The following is a 23,956-nucleotide window of genomic DNA, read 5'->3' on the forward strand; positions in this document are numbered from 1 at the left end:
CGTCCTCCTCACGCGCGGCGCGCGACCGTCGCTTCCGCGACCGTCACGAGCGCCTCGGTGGCCTTGCCCTGAGGGAGCACCGCGAGCGCGTCGACGGCGCGCTGCGCGTGCGTCTCGGCGAGCGCGCGACAGTCGTGGAGCGCGCCGGTGCGCTCGAGCACGACGACCATCTCGTCGAAGCGCGCCTGCTCGTCGCCGCCCTCGTCGGCGATCACCGCGCGCAGCAGCGGCTCGGCCGCGCGATCGCGCTCCATCGCGAGGATGAGCGGGTACGTCATCTTGCCCTCGCGCAGATCGGTGAAGAGCGCCTTGCCCGTCGCGCGCTGATCGCCGCTGAGATCGAGCAGATCGTCGATCGCCTGGAACGCGACGCCGAGGTGCAGGCCGTACTCCTCGAGCGCGCTCACGCCGCGCTCGTCGAGCCCGCCGGCGCGCGCGCCCGCGAACATCGCCCAGCGGAAGAGCGCCGCGGTCTTGCCCTCGACCACGCGCTCCCAGGTCTCGCGCCCGGTCTCGAGACGACCGCGTCGCTCGAGCTGCAGCGACTCCGCCTGGATCATCTCGTCGATCACGTCGAGCAGGCGCTCGAGCGTCCCCGGGACGTTCGCCGCGCGCACCCGGCGCAGCGCATCCACGAGCAGCCAGTCGCCCGCGAAGATGCTCACCGCGTTGCCCCACACCGCGCGCGTCGTCGGCGCGCCGCGACGCGTGTCGCCGAGATCGACGACGTCGTCGTGGAGCAGCGTCGCGTTGTGCACGAGCTCGACCGCGACCGCGAGCGCACGCCCGCGCGCATCGAACCCGGTGCCGACGCGCGACGCGAGCGCGACGCACATCGGGCGCAGCCGCTTGCCGCCGAGCGCGAGCAGGTGCGATGCCCCCGCGTGAATCGCGCGCGGCCCGCTCGGGACCGCGAGGTCACGCTCCAGCGACGCCATGTCGGCGTGAACCAGCCCGGCGAGGTCCTCGAGGCGACGTCCCAGCGACGCGAGGTCGCGATCACCGCAGATGGCCTCGAGGCGGCGCAGCACCTCGGCGCGACCGGTCTCCGTCCCGTCCATTCGAGCCGCGACGGCAGTCGGCATGGGCTCTCTCCTTCTGGACGGGTCTGCGCTCCGCGTTCGGGGCGCACCGTCCGGGGCTGCTCGCACAGGTTTCAAGAAACTTTGAAACCTCGGAACGCAACAGGTGTAGGTCGGGTGGCCTGGATCGGTCAAGGCGAAGGGCTGGTACGCTCACACCGATTTCGCTTACGGAGAGTCGACATGCGGAAGACGGCGATCGTCGCGTTCCTGGTCCTCGTGCTCGGCTGCTCGGAGTCGCGCGAGACGGTGCCCGACGGGCAGGTCGACCACGACGCCCAGACCGGCGGTGGCGACGCGGCGTCGACCTCGAACGACGCGGCGAGCGGCCTCGCGTGCGGCACGCGCGGCGGCGCGGCGTGCGACGACGGCGAGGTCTGCATCTTCCCGCCCGGTGAGTGCGGCGCCGACGACGGCGGGGGCACCTGCATCGCACGACCGGGCGTCTGCCCGGACGTGCACGCGCCGGTGTGCGGCTGCGACGGCACCACGTACGGCAACGAGTGCGACGCTCACGCGGCCGGCGCCTCGATCGCGCGCACCGGCGCTTGCGCGACGACCGGGGCGACGAGCTGCGATCGCCGCGACGTACGATGCCGCGCGATCGAGCCCACGTGCCCGGCAGGGCAGGTCGCGTCGGTGGTCGCGCAGTGCTGGGGCCCGTGCGTCGCGATCGACGAGTGCGCGTGCACCGAGGCCGACGCGTGTCCGAACCGAGACCAGTACACCTGCCACATGCACCGGCAGCGCTGCGGCCCGTACCTCTGAGATCAGTCGCTGTCGCGCACGCTCGGCACGCACGTCTCGTCGCGCGGCGCGCACGCGAACCGCACGTGGAGGTGCTCGGCGTGGCGCGGCACGTGGCGGATCACGCCGGTGCGCACGTGCGCGGCGCGCGGCCACTGGAACCATCGCGAGAGCTCCTCGCGCGTCGCGCCGGCGTCCCGCGCGGCGCGCCAGAGCGGCTCCTGGAGCTCGTGATCCACGAAGACGTACTCGACCACGTCGGCGCGCAGCCACGACTCGATCAGCGCCCACTGCAGACGCGCGTCGAGCGCGTCGGGCCGCATCCAGCGCCGGCTGCACAGACCGCTCGGACAGCGTCGCTGGTAGTACGCGAGATCGACGTCGCGCCCGCTCTGGTGGCTGCGATGGCGGCGAAGCCGTCCGCCCGAGGGCAGGCTCGCGTCGCGGATCTGCACGCGCGGCGCGTTCGCGTCGATCGTGAGCACGGCGTCGAACGCGCGCGCGAGATGCTCGGCCACGTGGCGGGCGACCCACGCGCGCTCGGGGTCGCGCACGACGTACGCGGGGTGCGAGGGGATCGCGACGCCGTGCACGAGCTCGCCGCGATCCGGGCGCCCGACCGACTGGCTCGGAGGGTCGTCGCGACGCGCCCAGAGGCGGAGCTCGCGATCGACGGGCAGTCGATCGTCGTCGATGCCGTCGTTCCATCGAGCGAGCTCGGCGCTCGAGATGCCGTAGCGCTCGCAGATCATCGTGACGGTCTCGCGCGGCCGCACGCGATGGCGGATCGCGTGGCCGTGCCCGACGACCAGTGACTGCCCGGCGCGCAGGCGATCGAGGTTCTGTCCCTCGTTGAGCGCACCGAGCTCGGACAGCGAGAGCCCGTGGCGCGACGCGATGCGCATCGCGGTGTCGCCGCGGACGACGGTGTACGCGATCGGCTCGAGATCGGCGCGTGCACCGAGCGGAGCGAGCGCGAGCGCGACGATCACGAGCGCGACGCCGAGTGCGGCACGGGCGCGCATGCTCCGACCCTCACCCGAGCCTCGCGCAGAACGCAAAAAAGCGACGGGCCCGCCGGTGCGCGGGCCCGTCGCTCTCGGGACGCGAGCCTCAGCGCGCGGCGATCGGCACGACGGTGCACGCACCATCGCCCGGCGGGTCGTTGCAGACGAGGAGCTCGCGATCGACGCGCGGGCGCCCCGACGCACGACCGACCGCGACCAGCGTGTGGCGCGAGCCGGCGCTCGGCGTGAACCGCGCGACGCCGAGGACGCGGCCGCGGCACGGCGTCGGGTTCGGCGCGCGGAGCTGCAGCGCGATCTCGCCCGAGGGCAGCACGTCGGCCCACTCGCCCGCGTCGCCGCGCGCGAACGCGTTCGGCTCGACCGCGGTGAACACGGGGAGCGCGGGATCGCGCGGTGCCGCGCCGGCGACGCAGACGTCGACCGGGCCCTGGCCCGCGATCGCGTGGTAGAGGCGCAGCGCGGCGAGCCCTTCGCCCGGCGGCTCGGTGCGATCCGGCGCGACGACGACCGCGAGCGGCGGATCGCCGGCGGCCATCCCGACCAGGATCAGCGTCGTGCTGCTCTCGGACGCGAGCTCGGTGTCGGTGGCGAGCAGCTCCGGCGCCTCGCCGGTCTCGACCGAGGGCACGCCGAGCACGCGCACGTGGTGGGCGCCGGGCGGCACCTCGAGGTACGCGGTCGCGCTGCGATACGCGAGGTTGCTGATCACCGGCTCGGCGCCTTCGGCGAACGCGAACGACACGCTCGACACCGCGGGCTCGCTGGTCGCGTGGACGGCGCGGATGCGCGCCGGCGGCGGGGGAGGCGGAGGCGGAGGCGGCTCTTCGGCGCCCGCGGTCGTGGGCTCGGGCTCTGGCTCGGCGGCAGGAGCGCCGCCACAGGCGGCGAGGGCGAGCGAGATGAAGAGCGTCGACCAGGGACGTGAGCGCATCGTTCCTCCTTGGAGCCAGCCGGCTTTGCCCCCGAGGGGGTGCACGAGTCAAGTGGTGCGGGATGCGGGGGCGGCGCGGATGGCGCATGTTCGCGCCCCTCGATGGACGACGCGGCCGAGAAGGCGCACGCGCGCAAGGTGCGGCTCATGGCCCGGCTCACGTGGCCGGTGCTGGTCGCGGCGCTGATGCTGGTGCTCGGTCCGGCGCAGCTCGAGGGCGCGGCGAAGGCGATCACGCTCGCGCTGATGCTGGGCGCGGTGGCGGGCCTGAACGTTCCGTCGTGGGACGTGATCCGCCGGGCACGACGCGAAGGCGCGCCGGTGTCGTTGGTGCGCGCGCTGGGGTTCGCCCTCGCGCTGCGCCTCGGGGCGGCCGTCGTGATCGCGGTGCTGCTGCTGCGCTAGTCGCTCCGCGTTTTCTGGCGCGGTGCTGTTCCGCGGAGCGAACGTCCGGGCCGCGCCACTAACGAGCGAGCGCGCGCAGGGCGGGATCCACGTCGGTCGCGCCGTATCCGTGCAGAACGATTGGGATCCGCGGGAGGCGCTCCGCGAGGATTCGGGCGTTCGAGCGGGTGCTGACGTCGGGCTCGGGCGTGGTGCGGTTGAGGACGAGCGCACCGACGGTGAGCCCCCGGCGCGCCGCGGCCTCGCACGTGGTGAGCGCGTCGGAGAGCACGCCGAGCCGGTCGGGCGCGACGACGATCAGCGGGAGGTGGAGCGAGACCGCGAGGTCCGCGATCGTGTGGTCGCGGTCGAGCGGGACGAGGAGGCCGCCGGCACCTTCGACGAGCACGAAGCGGGCGCGCGCGTGCTCGCAGAGGGTCGCGAGCAGGGAATCGAGCTGGAGGGGCGGCGCGCCGTCGAGCTCGGCTGCGTAGGGGCTCAGGGGGGCCGCGGCGCGGTACCAGCGAGGGTCGTCGGCGAGGGCGGGATCGCCCGAGGCGTCGGCGAGCGCGCGCGCATCGGCGGCGACGGGGTCGACGCCGGTCTCGATCGGCTTCAGCGCGGCGACCGAGATGCCGTCCGCGCGAAGCGCCCGGGCGAGCGCGGTGGCGACCGTGGTCTTGCCGGCGCCGGTGCCGGTCGCGGTCACGAAGAGGCCCTTCATCGGCGGAGGTCCGCGGCGACGGCGGCGAAGGCGTCGAGGACTCGATCGAGGTGCTCGTCGGTGTGTGCGGCGGTCGGGACGAGGCGGAGTCGAGACGTTCCTTGCGGCACCGTCGGCGGCCGGATGCCGTGGGCGAACACGCCGCGCTCGAGGAGGGCCGCGGAGACGCGCATCGCGGCAGCGGGCTCGCCGAGGAGCACCGGCACGATCGGGGTCTCGCCATCGGGGACGTCGAAGCCGAGCGCGGGCAGCTCGCGGCGCAGGCGTGCGGTGTGACGGGCGAGGCGGGCGCGGCCGTCGTCGGCGCGCTCGAGGAGATGGAGCGCGGTCGGGACCGCCGCGGCGAGGGCGGGGGGCGTACCGGTCGAGAAGACGAAGCTGCGGGCGCGGTTCTCGACGAGCCGGACCACGTCGCTGCTCGAGACGACGAAGGCCCCCGCGAGCCCGAGCGCCTTGCCGAGCGTGCCGAGCACGACGTCGGGGCGAACGTCGAGCTCGGCCGAGAGCCCGCGGCCGCCCGGCCCACGAACGCCGAGGGCATGGGCTTCGTCCACGTAGAGCCCGGCGTCGAAGCGATCGGCGAGGGCACGGAGCGCGGCGAGGGGCGCGAGGTCGCCGTCCATCGAGAAGATCGAGTCGGTGACCACGAGCGCGGTTCGGGCCTCGTGGCGATGGGCGGCGAGGAGCGCGGCGGCGTGCTCGACGTCGGCGTGGCGGTAGACGAGGACGCGAGCGCGGGAGAGCCGGCATCCGTCGATCAGCGAGGCGTGGTTGAGCGTGTCGCTGAGGACGAGGTCGCCCGGCCCGACGAGCGCGGAGATCGCACCGACGTTGGCGGCGTAGCCGCTGGAGAAGAGGAGCGACGACTCGTGTTCGGCGAAGCGGGCGAGGGCGAGCTCGGCCTCGCGGTGCGGGCTCATGGTGCCGCTGATCAGCCGGGAGGCGGCGGCGCCGGACCCCCAGCGGACGAGGGCGTCGCGTTGGGCGGCGGCGAGCTCGGGGTGCGAGGCGTGCCCGAGGTAGTCGTTCGAGCAGAGGAGAACGACCTCGCGCCCGTCGATGACGGCGGTGGGCCCTTGAGGGCTGGTGACGCGCCGCGGGGTCCTGAGCAGCCCGGCGTGTTCGATGTCGGCGAGGCGAGCCCGGACGTGTTCGGCAAAGCGCACGGCGGGCGAGGGTAGCAGGGGAGGGTCAGCGGGGCAGGTGCGGCGGGTGCGCGTTTCACGTGAAACGGTGGGAGCTGAGGTGCTGGAAGGGTCGAGTCCTGTCGGCGGGGCTCGTGGATGGGGGGGACCGAAGCGGCGCAGCTAGGGGTCGGCGCGGCGGGGCGTCGGGGCGCGGATGGTTGCTGCAGCGAGCGCGCAGACGGCTCTGGCGAGCGTTTCACGTGAAACGGACAACGCGCGCGGTGAGGCTCGTTTCACGTGAAACTCGTGGCGAGCCCGAAGTCTCGTGGGCGCCGGGTGCGCGCGTACGGCGGGACGGGAGGCAGGGCAGGCTGCCCGTGCGGGCGAGCGCAGCTGAGCGGGGGACCAGCTCGTCGCGTTGCCGCGGGTTTGCCGCGCAGGTCCCGCGTCGAGCCGAGGGCACCCGGTGGGTGTCGGCGATGCTCTTCGGACGATTGGTGGGCCGCGGGACGACGGCTGCGGAACCACGCCGTCGCACCGAGCGCTGACGCTCCTGGTAGCGAGCGAGACGAGGAATGCCGGGGACCTCTTGGAACGGGGCAGGCGGAGACGCGCGCCGGCAGCGGGAGCAGCGTGTTTCCGATCGCCGAGGAGTTGCGGAGGAGCGCGACGCGGCGCGGGGGAAGGTGGTTTCACGTGAGACGTCGGCGCGTGTCGATGGGAGCGGCGCGCGGGCGCTGCGACCTTCCGTCGAGGCCCGGCGGGACTCAACGAGTCGGGTCCTCCGGGGGAGACGGCGACCGGTCGGGACGCAGGCATCGCGGGCACTCGGGAGGTGCGGTGCCCAGGGCGGTCGGCGTCCTCCGCGAGCAGTGCACAGCCGCTCGGGACGGGTGTTGGACGCAGGGCGACCGGAACGCCGGGGCCGCCTCGTTCGGAGGAGTGCGCGTGGTTCGGCTGCGAGCGCGACGAACGGTCCACTCGCGCGGGAAGGGGCCAGGGCGGCAGCGGCGGGCGGAGGCTCTCACGCCATGCGTCGTTAGCGACTCGAGCCGCAGACCGCCCGGGTTCGGGGGGACACGTTCGCGCGCGATCCACGGTGTGGATGGGAGAGGTGATCGCACAGCGTCGCGGACCGTGGCGGCGGCAGGCTTGGCCCGTGCCTCGATCCGAGCGCGGCGGGGCCGCTGCGAGAGGGTGGCCGGCGGAGCGCGTGCACCGACGCGGCGCAATCCCCGCGGCCCACGGGAGTTCGGCGCGACGGCGCGGCAGGAGGACGCGGGGCCACGCCGACGCGCGCCGACCAGCCCGGCGCCGGCGTCGTGCCCGCACGCGGAGGTCCGCGGCCGCGCGCTCCCGCTGACTAGCAGTGGACCAGCTCGGGCGGAGGAGGCTGCGTACCGGGGCGCCGCGGCCGGAGACCACGGCACGACGAGTCGTGCGCGCGGTCGGCTCGTGCGTGGCGCGCCCAACGAGCTCGAACGCTGCCGAGGGGCTCGGCCCCGGCGGTTCACGTGAAACGGACTGCTCAGAGGCCTCAGCACGTGGGGGCTACCCAGTCCGAGACGTCGCGAGATCGAGGTCCGCGTGCTGGTCGCGCGCACGCGCGCAGCCGAGCGCGCGTGCCGCCGCTTCCACGGTCGACACTTCGCTGCCGCCGGAGGCCGCCGGCAGGCCCCGCGGGCAGCCGGGGAGGGCACGCCCGTGTCGGGGGTGGCGTCGCTCCTCGTCACCTCCGGGCCCCGATGGAGCTACCAGGCGAGCGCCCGCCCCGCCCCATCACCCCAATCGCGCCCCGCTCCCGTCTGTGCGACGCTGACGACCCCTCCCGAGCAGCGTTTCACGTGAAACTTCGACTCACCCCGCTCGCTCTCCTCGCGCTCCTCGCCGGCTGTAGCTCGCCCGCGACCGACGCCCCCTCGGCGCCCTCGCCCCCCAGCGCGCCCGTCGCCTCCGCGCCGTCCTCCTCCGAACCCTCGCGCTCCGTCCTCCTCGCCGAAGCCGACGCGCGACGCCTCTCTCCGACCCTCACCGCGGCGCTCGCCTCGCCCGACGCCGAGACCCGCGCCGCCTCCACTCTCTCCCTCGGCCGGCTGCACGACCCGGCTGCTTTTCCCCTCCTCGCGCGCGCGCTGCGCGACCCCGCGCCCGAGGTCCGTGACGCCGCTTCCCTCGGCGTCGGCGCCCTCGAAGACGCCGCGCCGGACGCCGCCTCCGCCGCGCTCCTCGGCGCGCTCGCCACCGAGGCCGACCCCGCGATCCGCGCGCACCAGCTCTTCGACCTCGGCCGCCTCGCCACCGACGAAGCGCTCGCCGCGCTCCCCGCCGCCCTCGCGTCCGAGCATCCCGTCGAGCGCGAAGCCGCCTGCCTCGGCCTCGCGAACGCCGCCCTGCGAGGTCGCGTCCCGGACGCCTCTCTTCTCCGGCGCGCGGCCACCCGCATCCCCGACGACGCCTCGTCGCGCGTCCGCCTGGCCTGCGCCCACGCCCTGTCACGCGTCGCGCCCGCGCCCGACCCCGCCGACGCAACCGCGATCGGCGACGAGCTCGCCCGCGGTCTCGACGACGCCGACGCCGACGTTCGCGCGATGTCGGCCCGCGCGCTCGCCCGCCACCCCGGCTCGTCCCTCGCGCGCCTCACCGCTGCCACCGAGGACCCCGACTGGACCGTCGCGGTCCACGCCCTCCGCGCGCTCGCCCGACGCGCGCACGCCGATCACGCCGAGCCCGCCTACGCCGCGCAGATCCGCGCGCTCCTCGACCGCCTCCTCGCCTCCGGCGACGTCGCCCCCGGCCCACCCCTCCACGTCTTCCTCACCGCGCTCGACGTCCCCGCGCCGATGGCCCGTCACGGCGCGATCCACACCGTCGCCGCCGACGCGCTCGCCCGCCTCGCTGCCGTTCCCCCCGACGTCCCGGCCACCCGCGACCGCGGCCTCGCCCACTGCGCGGTCGCGCGCCTGGTCGACCTCGGGCGCGGCTGGCCTGCGCGCGTCGACACCTGCGGTCTCGAGCAGGTCGCCGACCACGAGCGCCAGGTGCTCGCCGCCGAGGTGCTCACCGCCGTCGAAGGCTCCGAAGCGCAGCGCGGCGTGTACCTCCAGCGCCTCCTCCGCCACGAGCATGCGCGCGTGCGCCAGGCCGCGGTGACCGGGATGGGCGCCCTCGACACCCGCGAGGCGCTCGCCGCGCTGCTCGCGACGCTGCGCGACGACGAGGACGCCGGCGTGACCAACGCCGCGCTCGAAGCGCTCCGCGCGGCCGGGTCACGCCGCGCGAGCCGCCTCGCCGCGATGGTCCTCGCCGGCGACACCGCCGACGACGGCTGGCCCGCCGCCGCCGTTCTCGCCGCCCTCCGCACCGCGCTCGCCCGCGTCCGCGCCGCGGACGATCTCGAGGGTCTCGTGACGTGGATCGCCACCGCTCGCGAGCTCTCCGCCCGCGAGCTCGCGTCCGACGCGCGCCCCCTCGCCCGGCACGCCAACCTCGCCGTCCGTCGCGCCGCGCTCGAGCTCCTCGCCGAGGCGGGGGTCGCTCCTCCGGACGGCGAGCCCGCCGCGCCGCCCCGACCGCTCGATGCGCCCTCGATCGCCGCCGCGCCCCAGGGCCGCGTCGTGCTCGACACCGACCGCGGCGAGGTCGTCATCGAGCTCTGGACCGATCGCGCCCCCACGACGGTCGCCCGCTTCGTCGAGCTCGTGCGCGCCGGCTTCTACGACGGGCTCACCTTCCACCGCGTCGTGCCGGCGTTCGTGGTGCAGGGCGGCGATCCACGCGGCGACGGGTATGGCGGGCCCGGCTGGTCCCAGCGCTGCGAGGACCATCGCGCCACCTACGACCGCGGCGTCGTCGGGATGGCGCTCGCCGGGCGCGACACCGGCGGCAGCCAGTTCTTCATCACGCACTCCCCGCAGCCCCACCTCGACGCCCGCTACACCGCGTTCGGGCGCGTCACGTCGGGCATGGACGCGGTCGACCGCATCCAGCCGGGCGATCACATCCGACGCGCCCGCTTCGAGCAGTGAGTATCCTCGATGCTACGGTCCTTTCGACCCAGCCCCGCGCCCGCTCGCACCGCGCTCCGTACTGCTCGTCCAACCCTGCTTGAACACTCGGAATCTGCATGGTAGCCGGGAACGTCGTGCCGCTCGTCGACCTCACGCGACTGCCCGCGCACGTCGCCATCATCATGGACGGCAACGGCCGCTGGGCGCAGGACCGCGGGATGCCCCGTCCGATCGGCCATCGCGAGGGCAGCGAGTCGGTGCGGCGCACGGTGCGCGCGTGCCGCCGCCTCGGCGTCCGGGCGCTCACGCTCTACGCGTTCAGCGAGCAGAACTGGCACCGTCCGCCCTTCGAGGTCGAGGCGCTCATGGAGCTGCTCCGCGAGTTCCTCCTCTCGGAGCGCGAGGAGCTCATCGCGAACCAGATCCGCCTCCGCATGGTCGGCCGTCGCGATCGTCTCCCCGCGCGAGTCCGCGAGGTGCTCGATCGCATCGAGGGGGAGACCGCGGACTTCCACGAGATGACGCTCACGCTCGCGCTCTCGTACGGCGGGCGCGAGGAGATCGCGGACGCCGCGCGCGCCCTCGCGATGCAGGCCGCCAAGGGCGAGCTCGACCCCCATCGCATCGACGAGTCGCTGATCGACGCGGTCCTCCCGTCGATGGAGGTCGGCGCGGTGGACCTGCTCATCCGCACCGGCGGCGAGCAGCGCATCTCGAACTTCCTGCTCTGGGGCGCGGCGTACGCCGAGCTCTATTTCTCCGATCGCCTCTGGCCCGACTGGACCGAGGTCGATCTCTACGGCGCGATCGAGTCGTTCCAGACGCGCGACCGTCGGTTCGGTCGAGTATCCTCCGACGCCCAGGTGGCTACGATGGATGACCTCGCCCCCGACGCGGCCCCGCGCGCGCATGCCTGAGACCAGCGCTCCCTCGTCCGAGCCCGACGTGGACAAGAAGAAGGCGGCCGACGCCGCCTTCCTGCGCAACACGCTCGCGCGCCTCGGGACCGCCCTCATCGGCATCCCGATCCTCCTCTATCTGATGTTCTGGGCGCCCTGGTGGGGCTTCCAGATCCTCGTCGCGATCGCGATCGCGCGCGCCTCGCACGAGCTCTTCCGGATCACGCACTTCGACTCGAAGCCGATGCACGTGCTCGGCGTCGTGATGTCGCTCGCGACGACCGCGGTGCTGGTGTTCCTCCGCGACCAGCCGGACGCGCTGCTCGGCCTGATCCTCGGGCTCGGCGCGGTCGGCGCGCTCGGCGGTCTGCTCGCGCCGCTGCCCTACGATCGCGCCGGCTCGCGCGTCGCGTGGCTGATCGGCGGCCCGCTCTACGTCGGCGGTCTGCTCGGCACCGTCGCGGTGCTGCACACGCTCGAGAAGGGCGGCGCGTGGGTGCTCCTCGCGATGTGGCTCGCGTGGGCGAGCGACACCGGCGCGTACTTCGCGGGCCGCTACTTCGGCAAGACGAAGCTCTACCCCGCCGTCTCGCCGTCGAAGACCGTGCAGGGCTCGATCGGCGGGCTGCTCGGGTCGCTCACCGGCGGCCTCGCCGCGCACTTCGGGTTCCTCCCCGAGCTGCCGCTGCTCGACGCCGTCCTGCTCGCGCTCATCGGCGGTGCGCTGGGTCAGATGGGCGACCTCGTCGAGTCGCTCGTCAAGCGCAGCACCGGCGTGAAGGACAGCGGCTCGATCCTGCCGGGACACGGCGGTCTGCTCGACCGCGTCGATGCGCTGATGTTCACGGCGCTCGCGTGCCTGATCTACGCGAGCTGGATCCTGCCTCTGCGATAAATCACGCCGCGATTGACGCACTCGTGATCCGTCGCACTCTCGCGCATTCACGCGCGGGCGACGAAATCCGCTGCTCTGACGGGCATTTCTGCCTCGTCCGCACGACGCGGCGCGTCGTTGCGCCACATGGACGGGGGGTGCATAGGCCCGCCATTGCCCTCGAGCCCAAGGCGCCAATGCCGGCTCCCAGGGGGATGGAGTCCGGAGGACCATGTCTGCCAATCACTACGAGTTCTTCAAGGTCGTCCAGGGGTACCTCGAAGAAGCCGCCGACGTCATTCATCTGCCGCGCCACGTCGCCGACATCCTCTCGCAGCCGAAGAACGAGATCATCGTTCACTTCCCGGTGCGGATGGACAACGGCGAGATGCAGCTCTTCAAGGGCTACCGCATCCAGCACAACAACATCCGTGGTCCGTACAAGGGCGGCATTCGCTATCACGAGGCGGTCACGCTCGACGACGTGAAGGCGCTCGCGTCGATGATGACGTGGAAGTGCGCGCTGATGGACATCCCCTTCGGCGGCGCGAAGGGCGGCGTGAAGGTCAACGCGTCCAAGCACAGCAAGGACGAGCTGATGCGCATCACGCGTCGCTTCACCCACGCGCTCGGCAGCAACATCGGCCCCGAGTACGACATCCCCGCGCCCGACGTCGGCACCAACGCGCAGACGATGGTGTGGATGATGGACACGTACATGAACCGTGTCGGCGACATGGAGAAGAACGCGCAGCGCCACGTCGTCACCGGCAAGTCGATCAGCGCCGGCGGCTCGCAGGGCCGCGAGAAGGCGACCGCGCAGGGCGCGATCTACTGCCTCCTCGAGTGGGCGAAGGACAACGACTTCCACCTCGAGGGCAAGACCGCCATCGTCCAGGGCTTCGGCAACGTCGGCTCGCACAGCTCGCAGATCCTCAACAAGCTCGGCGTGAGCACGATCGCGGTCGGCGATCACTCGGGTTACCTCTACAACCCCGAGGGCTTCAACGCGGCGAAGCTCGCGCAGTACGTGAAGCAGAACGGATCGATCGCGGGCTATCCCAGCGGTCAGCCGATCGAGCGCGAGGACTTCTTCAAGATCAAGGCGGACATCTTCATCCCCGCCGCGCTCGAGAACCAGATCGGCGCCGAAGAGGCCCGCTCGCTCTCGTGCAAGGTCGTCGTCGAGGGCGCGAACGGCCCGACGAACCCCGAGGGTGAGCGCGTCCTCGCCGACAAGGGCATCACCGTCATCCCCGACATCCTCGCGAACGCGGGCGGCGTGACCGTCTCGTACTACGAGTGGGTGCAGAACAAGCGCAGCGAGTTCTGGGACGCGGAAGAGGTCGACGAGAAGCTCGAGCGCCGCATGGTGCGCCAGTATCAGAAGGTGATGGACTTCGCGCGCAACCATCGCGTCCTTCCGCGCGTCGCGGCGTACTGCCTCGCGCTGGAGAACCTGAAGGCGGCGTACGAAGAGCGCGGCATCTTCCCGTGATCGACTGACCACCTCGACGAATACGAAAAGGCCGACTCCGATGCTCCGGAGTCGGCCTTTTCATTTCTCTCGAGCGTGCCAGTCGACTACTTCAGCACTTCCCCCGCGACCTTCGACGCGATGCGTCCGTCGACTCCCGGGAAGCGCGCTTTGAGCTCCTTCATCAGGCGGCCCATGTCCTTCTTGCTCGAGAGCCCGAGCTCGCTCGTGACCGACGTGATCGCGGCGCGCGTCTCGTCCTCCGAGAGCATCTTCGGCAGATAGCGCTCCAGCACCGCGAGCTGCTTCTCCTCTTCCGCGACCGCGTCCATGCGCCCACCGGCGCGGAACTGATCGATCGCGTCGCGCCGCGACTTCACGCCCTTCTGGAGCACCGCGGTCGACTCCTCGTCCGTGAGATCGCGTCCGAGCTCGACCTCGCGGTTCAGGAGATCGGCTTTCGCGAGCCGCAGCGCGTCCTTCGCGATCTCGTCCTTCGCGAGCATCGCCTTCTTGAGATCCGCTTCGATCGTCTGCTTGAGCGACATGCGGAGGTCTCTACCAGGCGCGTGCGCCCTCGAAAAGACGTCTGCTGGGACTACGCTCGCGCGCATGAACACGAACGAGCTCCATCGCGGACGTCTGATCGACCACCTCCAGCTCGTCACACGCGACCTCGAGCGCAGCAAGCGCTTCTATCGCGCGGTGCTCGACACGATCGGGGTGCCGCTGGGCGGGGAAGGGCCGGGGTACTTCTGGGCGGACGAGCTCTTCGTCTCGACCCCCGAGAGCCCCGCGGCCCAGGGCCAGGTGACGGGCCGCGTGCACCTCGCCTTCCAGGCCGCGGATCGCGCGGCGGTCGATCGCTTCCACCGCGCGGCGATCGAAGCGGGCGGCACCGACCACGGCGCGCCCGGCGAGCGCCCCTATCACCCCGGGTACTACGCGGCGTTCGTGCTCGACCCCGACGGCAACAACATCGAGGTCGTGCACCACGGCCCGGCGCAGCGCTCCGCGAGCTCGGTGCAGATCAAGTTCTAAGGCGCGTCGGGGAGGCTGCCGAGCATCTGCTCGAGCTGCTGCATCATGCGCGCGGCGTCCTCGGGCGAGCCTCCCCCGCCCGGCGCCGCGCCGCCCTGCGCCTGGCCCTGCATCAGGCCGCGCAGCACCTGCTCCATCATCGCGCGCATCGCGGGGTCCTGCATCGCGCCCTGCAGCTCGGGCGGGAGCATCGCGCCGAGCATCGCGCCCGCGTCGCCGCCTCCGAGGTCGGCGTCGCCGTGGCGCTCGTCGAGCCAGTGGCGCGCCAGCGCGCGCACCCGCGCTGCGTGCCGTCCCGTGGCGAGCGTGTCGATCGGGCCTCGCGCCGGCGCGCTCCGGAACGCGTAGCGCTCGACGTACGCGCGCAGCCCCGCGAAGAACGCCTCGTCGCCCAGCTCGGCGCGCAGCGCCGGGTACAGGTACGGCCCCTTGCCGTACACGAGCCCGGCGTACGCGACCGAGGGACCGAACTCGCTCGTCGCACGATCCACCGCGCCGTCGGCCACGCCCATCATGCGCATCGTGCGGTAGCCCATCGCGACCTGGCGCTCGCCCTCCTGCCGCGCGCGCTCCGCGCCGTAGCGCTCCTCGACCCAGAGCATCGCGCTCCACTGCGCGAGCGACTCGTCGACCCACGGATGGGCGCGCGAGTCGCTGCCCACGAGCCCGTGCCACCACTGGTGCGCGACCTCGTGCGCCGTGACGAACTCGAGCATCGCGCTCTGCATGTCGCCCACCGCGCCCGCGCCCGCGCCGCCCAGCATCGCGCCGAGCCCGCCGAGCCCCGCCGGTCGATAGAACATGCTCGCGACGGTCACGAGCCCGCTGAACTCGACGCCGCCCGCGCCGCCGACCAGCGCGGCCTCGACCACGTCGAGCTCGCGGTAGGGATACGGACCGAAGCGCCGCTCGAACACCTCGAGCGCGCTCGCCGCCGTCTCGAGCACCCGCCGTCCCGCCTCGCGATCACGCCCGAGGTACCACGAGCGCACGTTCACGCCGTTCACGTCGCGCGCGCTGCTCTCGAGCGCGTGGCCCACGAGGAACGAGAAGTCGCGCACCAGGCCCGCCTGCACCGTGATCTCGCGCCGCCGCGCCCGCCCCGGCGCGTCGCGCACCGGCAGCGAGCCCGTCTCCACGCCCGTCGCGACGAGCTGCGCGCCCTGGGGCACCACGATGCGCGCCCGCACGTGGCTCATCCGATCGTTGCCGAGGTCGCCCAGCGTGCCGCGATCGTCGGTCTCCCACCGCCCCCGCTCGCGCCGCGCCAGCACCGCGAAGAAGCTCGCGAAGCTCGCGATGCCCTCGCCGCGCGCGAGCAGCCCGTAGTCGCCGCCGGTCTCGCCCATCATCCCGGCGAGGCCCTCCTGGCTCTGCGCCATCATCGTGGTGCGCGACGCGTCGATCTCGCGCAGGCGCCCCTGCAGATCGAGCTGCACCCGCAGCGTCGCGCCCGGCGCGATCGGCGCCGACGGACGCACCACGAGGATCGACGGCGCGGTCTGCTCGATCGTGCAGCTCACTCCGTCGAGGCACTCCCCCGCGATCATCGAGACCGGCGGCGCCTCGCCCGGCGTCGCGATCACGTTCGCGAAGATGCGCAGCGCGACCTCGCGCCACGGCGCGCGCTCGTCGTTCGTCACGTGCACGACCTCGCGCAGCCCGAACGCGCGCAGCTCGTCCTCCACCGCGACGTGCAGGTCGTAGTGCTCGAGCTGCTCGAGCCGCGCGACCTCGAGCCGCTCTGGGAGCCCCGCGCGCTGCGACTCGCGCACGTTCGCGAGCATCGGCGTCGCGTCGTACGACTGCGCCCGAGCGACGCTCGAGACGGCCCCGATCACCAGCGCGATTCCGATCGTGCGCGAGAACATGGACGTCAGGGTAACCCCTCGCACTCGCACGAGCATTTCGGGCATCCTTCGGCGCGATGAGCCTCGACCCGATCGTCGATCCACGCACGCTGGTGGCGCGGCAGGAGCGCGCGAACCTGGTCCTCGTCGACGCGCGCAGCGGCAAGGACTCGCGCGAGCGCTTCGAGGCCGGTCACCTCGAGGGCGCGCGCCACGTCGATCTCGATCGCGGGCTCTCCGCGCACGTCTCGAACCCCGCGCACGGCGGGCGCCATCCGCTGCCCGATCCCCAGATGTTCGCGCGCGTGCTCGCGTGGCTCGGCGTGAGCTCGCAGAAGCGCATCGTCATCTACGACGACAAGGGCGGCGCGAACGCGGCGGCGCGCCTCTGGTGGATGCTGCGCGCGACCGGTCATCCGCGCGTGCAGGTGATCGACGGCGGCTACGACGCCGCGGTCGCGGCGGGGATCCCGGTGGTGCGCGGTCCCTCGGAGCACAGCGATCAGACGACCGCGCCGATCGGCGGGTGGGCCTCGCCGCTCGCCGACATCGACGAGGTCGCGCGTGCCGCGAGCGATCCCGGACGCCTCGTGCTCGACGTGCGTGATCCCTCGCGGTACCGCGGCGAGGCCGATCCCTTCGATCCCAACCCCGGGCACATCCCGGGCGCGGTGAACGCACCGTACGCGTCGAACCTCGACGTCGACGGGCGCTTCCTGTCGCGCGACGAGCTCGCGGCGCGGTATCGCGCGCTGATCGGGAACCGCGATCCGAGCGACGTGATCGTGTCGTGTGGATCGGGCGTCACCGCGTGCCACACGCTGCTCGCGATGGAGCACGCCGGGCTGCCGGGCGCGAAGCTCTACGTCGGCTCGTTCAGCGAGTGGGCGCGCAGCGGGCGCCCGGTCGCCAAGGGCGACCAGCGGGGCTGATCTGCGCCCCCGGATGGGGACACTCCGGCGTCGCGGAGCACGATCGAAGCGTTCGAATGCCCTCCGGTGACGTCGGAGGAGGGCGTTCCGCGCGTTCGAATGCGCTCCGGGGACGTCGGGGGAGGCTGCTCCAGGCGTTCGAACGCCCTCCGGTGACGTCGGGGGAGGCCATTCCGAGCGTTCGAGCGCGCTCCGGGGACGCGCGGGGAGGGCATTCCACCCGGTCGAGAGCGCGCCGGTGACGCCACGGGAGGCGACTCCACGCGTTGGAACGGGCTCCGCGACGTCCTCGCCGGGCCCTCGCGCGCGCAGCCCGGTGTCCGGCGCGGTCGGCGTCGCGGCGTCGAAGCGCCCGGGCCGACCGCCCGCGTGGCGGTGAGAGACTTTCGCGCCCTCGGGGTCCTCCTCGGCAGCAAGGAGGCTCCCCGTGCGAAGGATACTGCTCCTCTTCCTGGTCCTCGGGTGCGCGCTCGGATGCGCGCGCGAGGGCGACCCAGAGGCCGAAGGACAGCCGATCGAGGGCCCGCTCCCCGAGGGCTGCGAGACGATCTGCGCGTCCTACGACTCGTCGGAGTGCCGCGTGGTGTGCACGCCGGTGCCGCCCGACGCGAGCATCCCCGACGATCCCTACGGCAACGGCCAGCCGGTCGACGCGGGCATCGCGCCGATCCCCGAGCCGCAGCCGGTCGACGCGGGGATCGCGCCGATCCCCGAGCCGCAGCCGGTCGACGCCGGGCGCGCCGACCCCCAGCACGACCCCTACGCCTGATCTCCGCCGGCGACGGATGTGCCGCGGTGGATCCACCAAGGCGCTCTCTCGACCCACTCCTCGTCCCCACCACCGCGGGGCCGCGCCGTCGACTCGCCCACCCTCGACGGCGCGGCCCGCGCCACCCCGCGCGACGCCCATGACCGCACCACTTCGCATCCACGCGCTGCCCCATCCCGACGAGCCGAGCGACGTGCAGCTCGTCGAGCGCGCGCTCGCCGGCGATCGCTGGGCCGAGGAGGCGATCTACCGCCGCCACGTGCACCGGGTGACGACCGTCGCGGCGCGCCTGCTGCGCTGTCGCGCCGACATCGAGGACGTGGTGCAGGACGTCTTCCTCACCGCGTTCCGCGACCTCGCGGCGCTGCGCACGCCCGAGCGCCTCGCCGGGTGGCTCGCGGCGAGCACGGTGCATCGGGTGCACAAGATCTTCCGGCGCCGGAAGCTGCAGCGGCTGCTCGGGCTCGACCGCAGCGTGCACGACGAGACGCTGGTCGATCAGGCGCGCGACGACGTGACGCCGGAGATGCGCGCGGAGCTCGCGCTGATCGACCGCGTGCTCGATCAGCTCGCCCACGACGACCGGATGGCGTGGGTGCTGCGCCACCTGCTCGGATACCAGGTCACGGAGGTCGCGGAGCTCACCGAGTGCTCGCTCGCCACCGTGCACCGCCGCCTCGCGCGCGCTCAGGCGCGCGTCGATGCCAGCTTCGGGAGCGACCGCGATGCCTGACCACGAGCGCGCTCGAGACGCTCTGCGCGAGCGACAGGACGAGGTCCGCGTGAAGCGGATGTGGGATCGGATCGACGGCGCGCGGAGGACCACGCCGCGCACGAGCCCCACGCGGCGCTTGGTGATCGCGGGCGCGACGCTCGCGGCGGCGGCGGTCGCGCTGGTCGTGGTGGCGCCGCGCGGTGCCGAGGATCACGAGCCGGTGCCGCTGACGATCGCGGACACGGTGCCGCTCGCGGGCTCGCTCGCGCCGGGCAGCGTGGTGCGGCTCTCGGACGCGTCGCGCATCGAGGTCGACGACGACGCGCGGCTCGACGTGCTCGAGAGCTCGGCGCGCACGGTCGCGCTCGCGCTGCGCGAGGGGCGGGCGCGGTTCGAGGTCACGCCGGGCGGACCGCGGGCGTGGCGCATCGAGAGCGGCGGGGTGACGGTCGAGGTCGTCGGCACCGTGTTCACGGTCGCGCGCAGCGGCGCGCGGGTGACGGTGTCGGTCGAGCGCGGCTCGGTGCTGGTGCGGGGCGACGACGTGCCCGATCACGTGCAGCGCCTCGATGCCGGCGACTCGATCGAGGTCGGGCCCGCGCCGAGCGCCGAGCCGGTGCGCGAGGACGCGCCGGTCGTGGTCGCGAGCGAGACGATCGCGGTGGAAGCACCGTCGCCGCCCGCGGTCGAGCGGCGTCCGACGCCGTCGCGCGAGGTGGATCAGGATCCCGTCGCGTCGCTGCTGGCGAGCGCCGATGCCGCGCGTCGCCGCGGCGATCACGCCGGCGCGGCGCGGCTGCTCGAGCAGGTGGTGCGCGAGCACGCGGACGATCAGCGCGCGGCGCTCGCGGCGTACAGCCTCGCGCGGCTGCGGCTCGATCGCACGGGCGAGCCGCGCGCCGCGGCGCGCGACTTCGCGCGGGCGCTCGAGCTCGGTCTCCCCGATCAGCTCGCGGAGGGCGCGCGGGCGGGACGCGCGATCGCGCTGGCGAGGACCGGTGATGCGCGCGCCGCGGAGGCGCTCGCGGCGTACCTCGAGGCCTATCCCGATGGGCGTTATCGCGCCGAGGTGCTCCGATGGCAGAGCGAGCTCTGAGCCGCGCCGTCGCGCTGCTCTTCGTCGGGCTCGTGACGTGGCCGGCGCGCCTCGCGGCGCAGCAGCTCGAGCCGTGCGACGCGGCGTGGCTCGACGTCGATCACGTGCAGGCGATCGTGCAGGTCGAGCTCGCCGAGCAGTGGGACGCGTCGTTCGACGACACCGTGGTGCGCTTCGAGGAGTGCGCGAGCGAGCAGCCGCGCATCGTGCTGAGCACGCCCGGCGAGCCCGACGCGACGCTCACGCTGCGGCTCGCGCGCGTGAGCGCGAGGGCCCGGACGCGCCTGGTCGCGCTGGTGATCGCGGAGCTCTTGCGCACCCGCGCGCAGGACGAGGAGATCGACGAGGCCGCCGCAGTGATCGCGAGCCCCGAGCCTGCGGTGACGACCCCTGCGCGCGCCGCGGAAGAGCCCGCGCCGGTGTCCGAGCCGGCGCCCGCGCCCAGCGTCGCGCTCGCGCTCACCGCGCCCGGGCCCGAGACGACGCTGGGGCCCGACGAGCTCGACGACCCGTTCGAGTCCCCAGCGCGCCCCCAGCCCTCGCCGTGGCGCCTCGGCGCGACGCTCGGCGCGCGCGTGTTCGTCGAGCCGCTGACGCTCGCGGCGCTCGCCGACGTGACGCTGCGCTTCGATCGCCTGCTGATCGCGGTCTCGGGCGCGGGCACCCAGCTCGACATCGCGCCCGGGACGGTGCGCCTCGCGCAGCTCACCGGAGGCGTCGGTGTGCGCGTCCTCGAGCACCGCGGGAGCGTGCGCGTCGGCTGGGACGTGCGCGGCGATGCCGGCGCGGCGCTCGCGGCCGGCGACGGGGGCGGGTTCTTCGTGGTGGTCGAGTCGACGACGTACACGTGGGTGCTCTCGGCGAGCACCCAGCTCGAGGTGGTCTGGCCGGTCGGCCCGATCGAGCTCGGCCTCACGACCGACGTCGGGTACCAGCGCGGGATCGTCGAGGTGAACTCGTTCGGCTCGGCGGGGCTCGGAGGGTTCTTCGCGAGCGCGGGCCTCGCGATCGGGTGGCCCCTGTGATCGTGAGAGCTTCGGCGACCCTCGCGGTCCGTACGGGCATGGGACATCGCTCGGCGCTCCTGCTGGCCGTCGTGCTCGCCGTCGGATGCAGCCACGAGACGCGCAGCCTCGAGACCTTCGAGCCAGGGCCGTTCGCGCCCGACGGCGGCTCCCCCGACGGACCGCGCGACCCGATGCTGGCGTTCGGTCAGGCGCTGTTCTTCGACCCCGAGCTCAGCGGCAACCGCAACATCTCGTGCGGCACGTGCCACGTCCCGTTCCTCACGACGGCGGAGGGCATCCCGCTCTCGCTCGGCGAGGGCGCGACCGAGCTCGGCCAGTTCCGCACCCGCAACGACGGCGCGGTGATCCGGCGTCACGCGCTCGATCTCTTCCATCGCGTCGAGATGGACGTGCTCTTCTGGGACGGGCGCGTCGAGCGGCTACCGAGCGGCGAGGTCGTGGGCCCGGTGCCGACGCCGCCGGAGGTCACGCGCGCGCTCGAGCTCGCGTCGATCGTGCCGCTGCTCGATCGCGACGAGATGCTCGGCCAGCCCGGCGACGTGGCGAGCGACGGCCGCCCCAACGAGCTCGCGATGATCTCGGACGAACAGCCCCGGGTGATCTGGGCCGCGATCGTCGAGCGCCTGCGCCAGCACCCCGAGTACGACACGCTGTTCGTCCGCGCGTTCGGGCTCGACCCCTCGCAGATGAGCATCGGGCACGTCGCGATCGCGCTCTCGCACTTCCAGGAAGTGCTCTGGGGCCCGCGCGGCGAGACCCTCGATCCGCTGCTCGAGGCCGAGACCGCGCGCGGTCGCGCGCTCTTCGAGGGCGACGGCGGATGCACGCGGTGCCACTCGGGCGACCTCTTCACCGACCAGCGCTTCCACGACATCGCGGTGCCGCAGCTGGGGCCGGAGCTCGACCTCGGGCGCTTCGAGGTGACGGGCGTCGAGCCCGATCGGTTCGCGTTCCGTACCCCGCCGCTGCGCAACGTGGGGATCACGCCGCCCTACATGCACAACGGCGCGTTCGAGACGCTCGAGGACGCGGTGCGCCATCACATCGATCCGGTCCGGTCGCTCCGGTCCTACACCGGCGCCCATCTCTCGCCGACGCTCCGCGCGACGCTGCGCAACGACCCGGCGACCCTCGACGCGATCGAGGCGAACCTCGACCCCGCGACGGCGCCGCTGCGCACGCTGAGCGAGGACGAGGTCCGCTTCATCGTCACGTTCCTGCGATCCCTGTCGAACCCGCAGGAGATGACGCGCCACCCCGAGGATGCGCTCCCGGTGTCGGTGCCGAGCGGGCTGCCGGTCGATCGCTGGAACGGCACGCGCCATCCGTTCCGCTGATCCTTGAGCGAGGCTGGGCGGCAACCTAGAGTCCAGGGCTGGTCGCACGTCGCACCACGTCCCGAGGAGCTCCGTGATGCGCCGCATCTTGCTCGCTTCGCTCGCCTGCCTCGCTGCGCTCGCGCCGAGCGTGGCCGACGCACAGCCGCCGCGGGTCGTCGAGATCCAGTACGTCCCGGTGCAGCGCGCGCAGATCGCGATGTGGGTCGAAGATCCCGACGGGAACTTCCTGCGCACGCTCGGGCTGACCCAGGCGACCGCGTACCGCGGCATCGGCAATCGCCCCGGCGCGTCGCAGATGAACAGCGGCTTCCGCTGGCCGTACGGGCGGCGCGAGGGCGTGCTGCCGGTGTGGGCGCATCGTCGCGCGGCCGCGGAGGGCGCGGAGCGGTTCCGGCGCGTGATCTTCCAGAACCGTCGCAGCGAGGGCGACGCCTCGCGCAGCTCGGCGGACTACTCGGAGGACAGCTACTTCTGTCTCTCGTTCCGCAGCGGCGACGAGGGGATCGACGCGGTGTCGTGCGCGAGCACGTTCAACAGCGACAAGGGCCGCTTCGTCACCGAGCAGGACGTGACGCGCGGCTACTTCGAGCCGTACGAGCTCGCGCCGGGCGAGACGATCGAGCGCGAGCTCGACCTGTGGTCGCTCTATCCGCCGCGCCGCGACGCGCTGCGCTGCACGTCGGCCGGCTGTTACGACCACCCCGACGTCGCGACGTTCGTCGACGAGGCGCGCCGCGTGATGCCCGAGATCGACGCGGTCACGATGGCGACGCCGCCCGGCGAGACGCCGCAGCGGATGATGGTCACCTGGCCAGCCGAGCTGCCCGACGGCGAGTACCGGCTCTTCGTCGAGGTGAACACCGAGCTCGACTACAACGCGGAGTGGGGCCCGGACGAGTACCCGACGCCGCTCGGCCCCGACAACGAGCCGTTCGGCGACGAGTACTGGGACTGGTGGGCGGAGAACAACGGCTTCCCGTACCGCGGTCAGCCCTCGGTCGTGTACGCGGTGTCGTTCCGCGTCGGCGGAGGCGCGGATCGCCAGCAGACGGCGGAGCCCGAGGGCTACGGCTCGCTCAGCGGGATCGGCGACGACGCGGGCGAGATGCACACGATGGACGGGTCGATCAGCAACGACCCCGAGAGCGCGCCGGGGAGCGGCGCGGATCGTCTGCGGCTGCAGGAAGGCACGTGGCGCCTGCGCGTGACGGTGACCGGCCCCGAGGTGTGCGAAGAGAACGTCGCGCCCGAGGAGATCGGCTCGCTCGAGATCACGCAGTACGAGGAGCGGCGCGACGCGCATCGCTACGCGCAGCTCGCGTTCGAGGTGCCGGGGGACGACCTCGGGATCGCCGAGTACCAGGTGCGCGTCGCGACGCATGCGATCGCGAGCGAAGAGGACTTCCAGCGCGCGCTGCCGGCGAACGCGGCGAGCCTGGACAGCGTCGCGCTGATGGTCCCGACGAACCGCGCGACCGGTGAGACGGTCGAGGTCGACTTCGGCGGGCTCGCGCCGGAGACGCACTACTGGGTCGCGATGCGCGCGGTCGACGCGTGCAACGTCGCGGGGCCGATCGTGGTCGCGGAGTACACGACGCCGCCGGTGCAGTTCACGACGGTCTCGCCGTGCTTCGTCGCGACGGCGGCGTACGGGTCGCCGCTCGCCGAGGAGATCGGCGCGCTGCGTCGGTTCCGGGATCGTCACCTGCGCACGAACGCGATCGGGCGCGCGCTGGTCGCGGCATACGAGGCGGTGGGCCCGACGCTCGCCGGCGCGATCCGCGACGACGAGGACGCGCGCTCGGTGGTGCGCACGCTGCTGAGCCCGATCGTGGCGCTCGCGCGCTGGATCGACGGGTGAGCGGCGACGAGATCATCGGCTCGCCCGTTTCCCGCGCGCTCGTC

At 73.3% G+C, this 23,956-nt stretch carries 22 protein-coding genes and 1 pseudogene; 15 read left to right on the plus strand and 8 right to left on the minus strand.

All coding sequences use genetic code 11. The features are described from left to right. Positions 1-8: 8 nt before the first annotated feature. Positions 9-1,085 carry a polyprenyl synthetase family protein gene (locus DB32_RS42105; RefSeq protein WP_240481324.1) on the minus strand — a complete coding sequence of 359 codons (1,077 nt, stop codon included), beginning with the start codon at positions 1,083-1,085 and terminating at the stop codon, positions 9-11. A gap of 180 nt (positions 1,086-1,265) precedes the next feature. Between DB32_RS42105 and DB32_RS42110 the strand changes: the two genes are divergently transcribed. Next, the gene (locus tag DB32_RS42110) at positions 1,266-1,850 is read left to right on the plus strand and encodes a Kazal-type serine protease inhibitor family protein (RefSeq protein WP_053238308.1); all 585 of its coding nucleotides are present in this window, start codon (positions 1,266-1,268) and stop codon (positions 1,848-1,850) included. Between the two features lie 2 nt (positions 1,851-1,852). Here DB32_RS42110 and DB32_RS42115 read toward each other — a convergent pair whose 3' ends face one another. Both DB32_RS42115 and DB32_RS42120 read right to left on the minus strand, forming a co-directional pair. Continuing rightward, positions 1,853-2,854 (minus strand): penicillin-insensitive murein endopeptidase, encoded by a 1,002-nt coding sequence (locus tag DB32_RS42115; protein WP_053238309.1) that lies wholly within the window; start codon positions 2,852-2,854, stop codon positions 1,853-1,855. Positions 2,855-2,942: 88 nt separating this feature from the next. Continuing rightward, positions 2,943-3,788, minus strand: a complete 846-nt coding sequence (locus DB32_RS42120) for a DUF4397 domain-containing protein (RefSeq protein WP_053238310.1) — start codon at positions 3,786-3,788, stop codon at positions 2,943-2,945. Between the two features lie 102 nt (positions 3,789-3,890). On the opposite strand from DB32_RS42120, the gene DB32_RS42125 reads away from it, so the two are divergent. Beyond that, on the plus strand, positions 3,891-4,193 hold the full coding sequence (locus tag DB32_RS42125; protein WP_053238311.1) for a hypothetical protein: 303 nt from the start codon (positions 3,891-3,893) through the stop codon (positions 4,191-4,193). A 58-nt stretch (positions 4,194-4,251) separates the two neighbouring features. On the opposite strand, the gene bioD is transcribed toward DB32_RS42125, so the two are convergent. Beyond that, positions 4,252-4,896 (minus strand): dethiobiotin synthase, encoded by a 645-nt coding sequence (gene bioD, locus DB32_RS42130; protein ID WP_053238312.1) that lies wholly within the window; start codon positions 4,894-4,896, stop codon positions 4,252-4,254. Further along, the gene (bioF, locus tag DB32_RS42135) at positions 4,893-6,062 is read right to left on the minus strand and encodes an 8-amino-7-oxononanoate synthase (protein WP_053238313.1); all 1,170 of its coding nucleotides are present in this window, start codon (positions 6,060-6,062) and stop codon (positions 4,893-4,895) included. The genes bioD and bioF overlap by 4 nt, the downstream gene beginning before the upstream one ends. A 1,706-nt stretch (positions 6,063-7,768) precedes the next feature. On the opposite strand from bioF, the pseudogene DB32_RS50370 reads away from it, so the two are divergent. Beyond that, positions 7,769-8,278: pseudogene (locus tag DB32_RS50370) on the plus strand (HEAT repeat domain-containing protein); the annotation flags it as partial. A 237-nt stretch (positions 8,279-8,515) separates the two neighbouring features. Here DB32_RS50370 and DB32_RS49825 read toward each other — a convergent pair. Next, the gene (locus DB32_RS49825; protein WP_240481325.1) at positions 8,516-8,875 is read right to left on the minus strand and encodes a hypothetical protein; all 360 of its coding nucleotides are present in this window, start codon (positions 8,873-8,875) and stop codon (positions 8,516-8,518) included. Here DB32_RS49825 and DB32_RS49830 point away from each other — a divergent pair. From DB32_RS49830 to DB32_RS42165, 4 genes are all read left to right on the plus strand, one after another. Then, positions 8,864-10,048 carry a peptidylprolyl isomerase gene (locus tag DB32_RS49830; protein ID WP_240481326.1) on the plus strand — a complete coding sequence of 395 codons (1,185 nt, stop codon included), beginning with the start codon at positions 8,864-8,866 and terminating at the stop codon, positions 10,046-10,048. The genes DB32_RS49825 and DB32_RS49830 overlap by 12 nt on opposite strands. Positions 10,049-10,146: 98 nt before the next feature. Further along, positions 10,147-10,947, plus strand: a complete 801-nt coding sequence (uppS, locus tag DB32_RS42155) for a polyprenyl diphosphate synthase (protein ID WP_053238316.1) — start codon at positions 10,147-10,149, stop codon at positions 10,945-10,947. After that, positions 10,940-11,824, plus strand: coding sequence for a phosphatidate cytidylyltransferase (locus DB32_RS42160; RefSeq protein ID WP_083458638.1), 885 nt, complete (start codon positions 10,940-10,942; stop codon positions 11,822-11,824). The genes uppS and DB32_RS42160 overlap by 8 nt, the downstream gene beginning before the upstream one ends. 211 nt (positions 11,825-12,035) lie before the next feature. Then, the gene (locus DB32_RS42165) at positions 12,036-13,301 is read left to right on the plus strand and encodes a Glu/Leu/Phe/Val family dehydrogenase (protein WP_053238317.1); all 1,266 of its coding nucleotides are present in this window, start codon (positions 12,036-12,038) and stop codon (positions 13,299-13,301) included. 86 nt (positions 13,302-13,387) lie between these two features. Here DB32_RS42165 and DB32_RS42170 read toward each other — a convergent pair whose 3' ends face one another. Then, the gene (locus tag DB32_RS42170; protein ID WP_053238318.1) at positions 13,388-13,828 is read right to left on the minus strand and encodes a GatB/YqeY domain-containing protein; all 441 of its coding nucleotides are present in this window, start codon (positions 13,826-13,828) and stop codon (positions 13,388-13,390) included. Between the two features lie 64 nt (positions 13,829-13,892). Between DB32_RS42170 and DB32_RS42175 the strand changes: the two genes are divergently transcribed. After that, on the plus strand, positions 13,893-14,321 hold the full coding sequence (locus DB32_RS42175; RefSeq protein WP_053238319.1) for a VOC family protein: 429 nt from the start codon (positions 13,893-13,895) through the stop codon (positions 14,319-14,321). Here DB32_RS42175 and DB32_RS42180 read toward each other — a convergent pair. Then, a complete protein-coding gene (locus tag DB32_RS42180; protein ID WP_053238320.1) occupies positions 14,318-16,192 on the minus strand; it encodes a M1 family aminopeptidase in 1,875 nt (624 codons plus the stop codon). The genes DB32_RS42175 and DB32_RS42180 overlap by 4 nt on opposite strands. 56 nt (positions 16,193-16,248) lie before the next feature. Between DB32_RS42180 and DB32_RS42185 the strand changes: the two genes are divergently transcribed. The 7 genes from DB32_RS42185 to DB32_RS42215 all read left to right on the plus strand — a co-directional run bounded on the left by DB32_RS42185 (position 16,249) and on the right by DB32_RS42215 (position 23,912). After that, the gene (locus tag DB32_RS42185) at positions 16,249-17,103 is read left to right on the plus strand and encodes a sulfurtransferase (RefSeq protein WP_053238321.1); all 855 of its coding nucleotides are present in this window, start codon (positions 16,249-16,251) and stop codon (positions 17,101-17,103) included. A gap of 427 nt (positions 17,104-17,530) precedes the next feature. Beyond that, positions 17,531-17,872 (plus strand): hypothetical protein, encoded by a 342-nt coding sequence (locus tag DB32_RS42190; RefSeq protein WP_053238322.1) that lies wholly within the window; start codon positions 17,531-17,533, stop codon positions 17,870-17,872. Between the two features lie 139 nt (positions 17,873-18,011). After that, positions 18,012-18,605 carry an RNA polymerase sigma factor gene (locus DB32_RS42195; RefSeq protein ID WP_053238323.1) on the plus strand — a complete coding sequence of 198 codons (594 nt, stop codon included), beginning with the start codon at positions 18,012-18,014 and terminating at the stop codon, positions 18,603-18,605. A 58-nt stretch (positions 18,606-18,663) separates the two neighbouring features. Further along, on the plus strand, positions 18,664-19,683 hold the full coding sequence (locus DB32_RS42200; protein ID WP_240481382.1) for a FecR domain-containing protein: 1,020 nt from the start codon (positions 18,664-18,666) through the stop codon (positions 19,681-19,683). Further along, the gene (locus DB32_RS47745) at positions 19,665-20,708 is read left to right on the plus strand and encodes a hypothetical protein (protein WP_053238325.1); all 1,044 of its coding nucleotides are present in this window, start codon (positions 19,665-19,667) and stop codon (positions 20,706-20,708) included. The genes DB32_RS42200 and DB32_RS47745 overlap by 19 nt, the downstream gene beginning before the upstream one ends. 38 nt (positions 20,709-20,746) lie before the next feature. Next, positions 20,747-22,048, plus strand: a complete 1,302-nt coding sequence (locus DB32_RS47750) for a cytochrome-c peroxidase (RefSeq protein WP_053238326.1) — start codon at positions 20,747-20,749, stop codon at positions 22,046-22,048. 76 nt (positions 22,049-22,124) lie between these two features. Further along, positions 22,125-23,912 carry a CFI-box-CTERM domain-containing protein gene (locus tag DB32_RS42215; protein WP_053238327.1) on the plus strand — a complete coding sequence of 596 codons (1,788 nt, stop codon included), beginning with the start codon at positions 22,125-22,127 and terminating at the stop codon, positions 23,910-23,912. Positions 23,913-23,956 lie beyond the last annotated feature (44 nt).

The organism is Sandaracinus amylolyticus (assembly GCF_000737325.1).
GTDB lineage: Bacteria > Myxococcota_A > Polyangia > Polyangiales > Sandaracinaceae > Sandaracinus > Sandaracinus amylolyticus.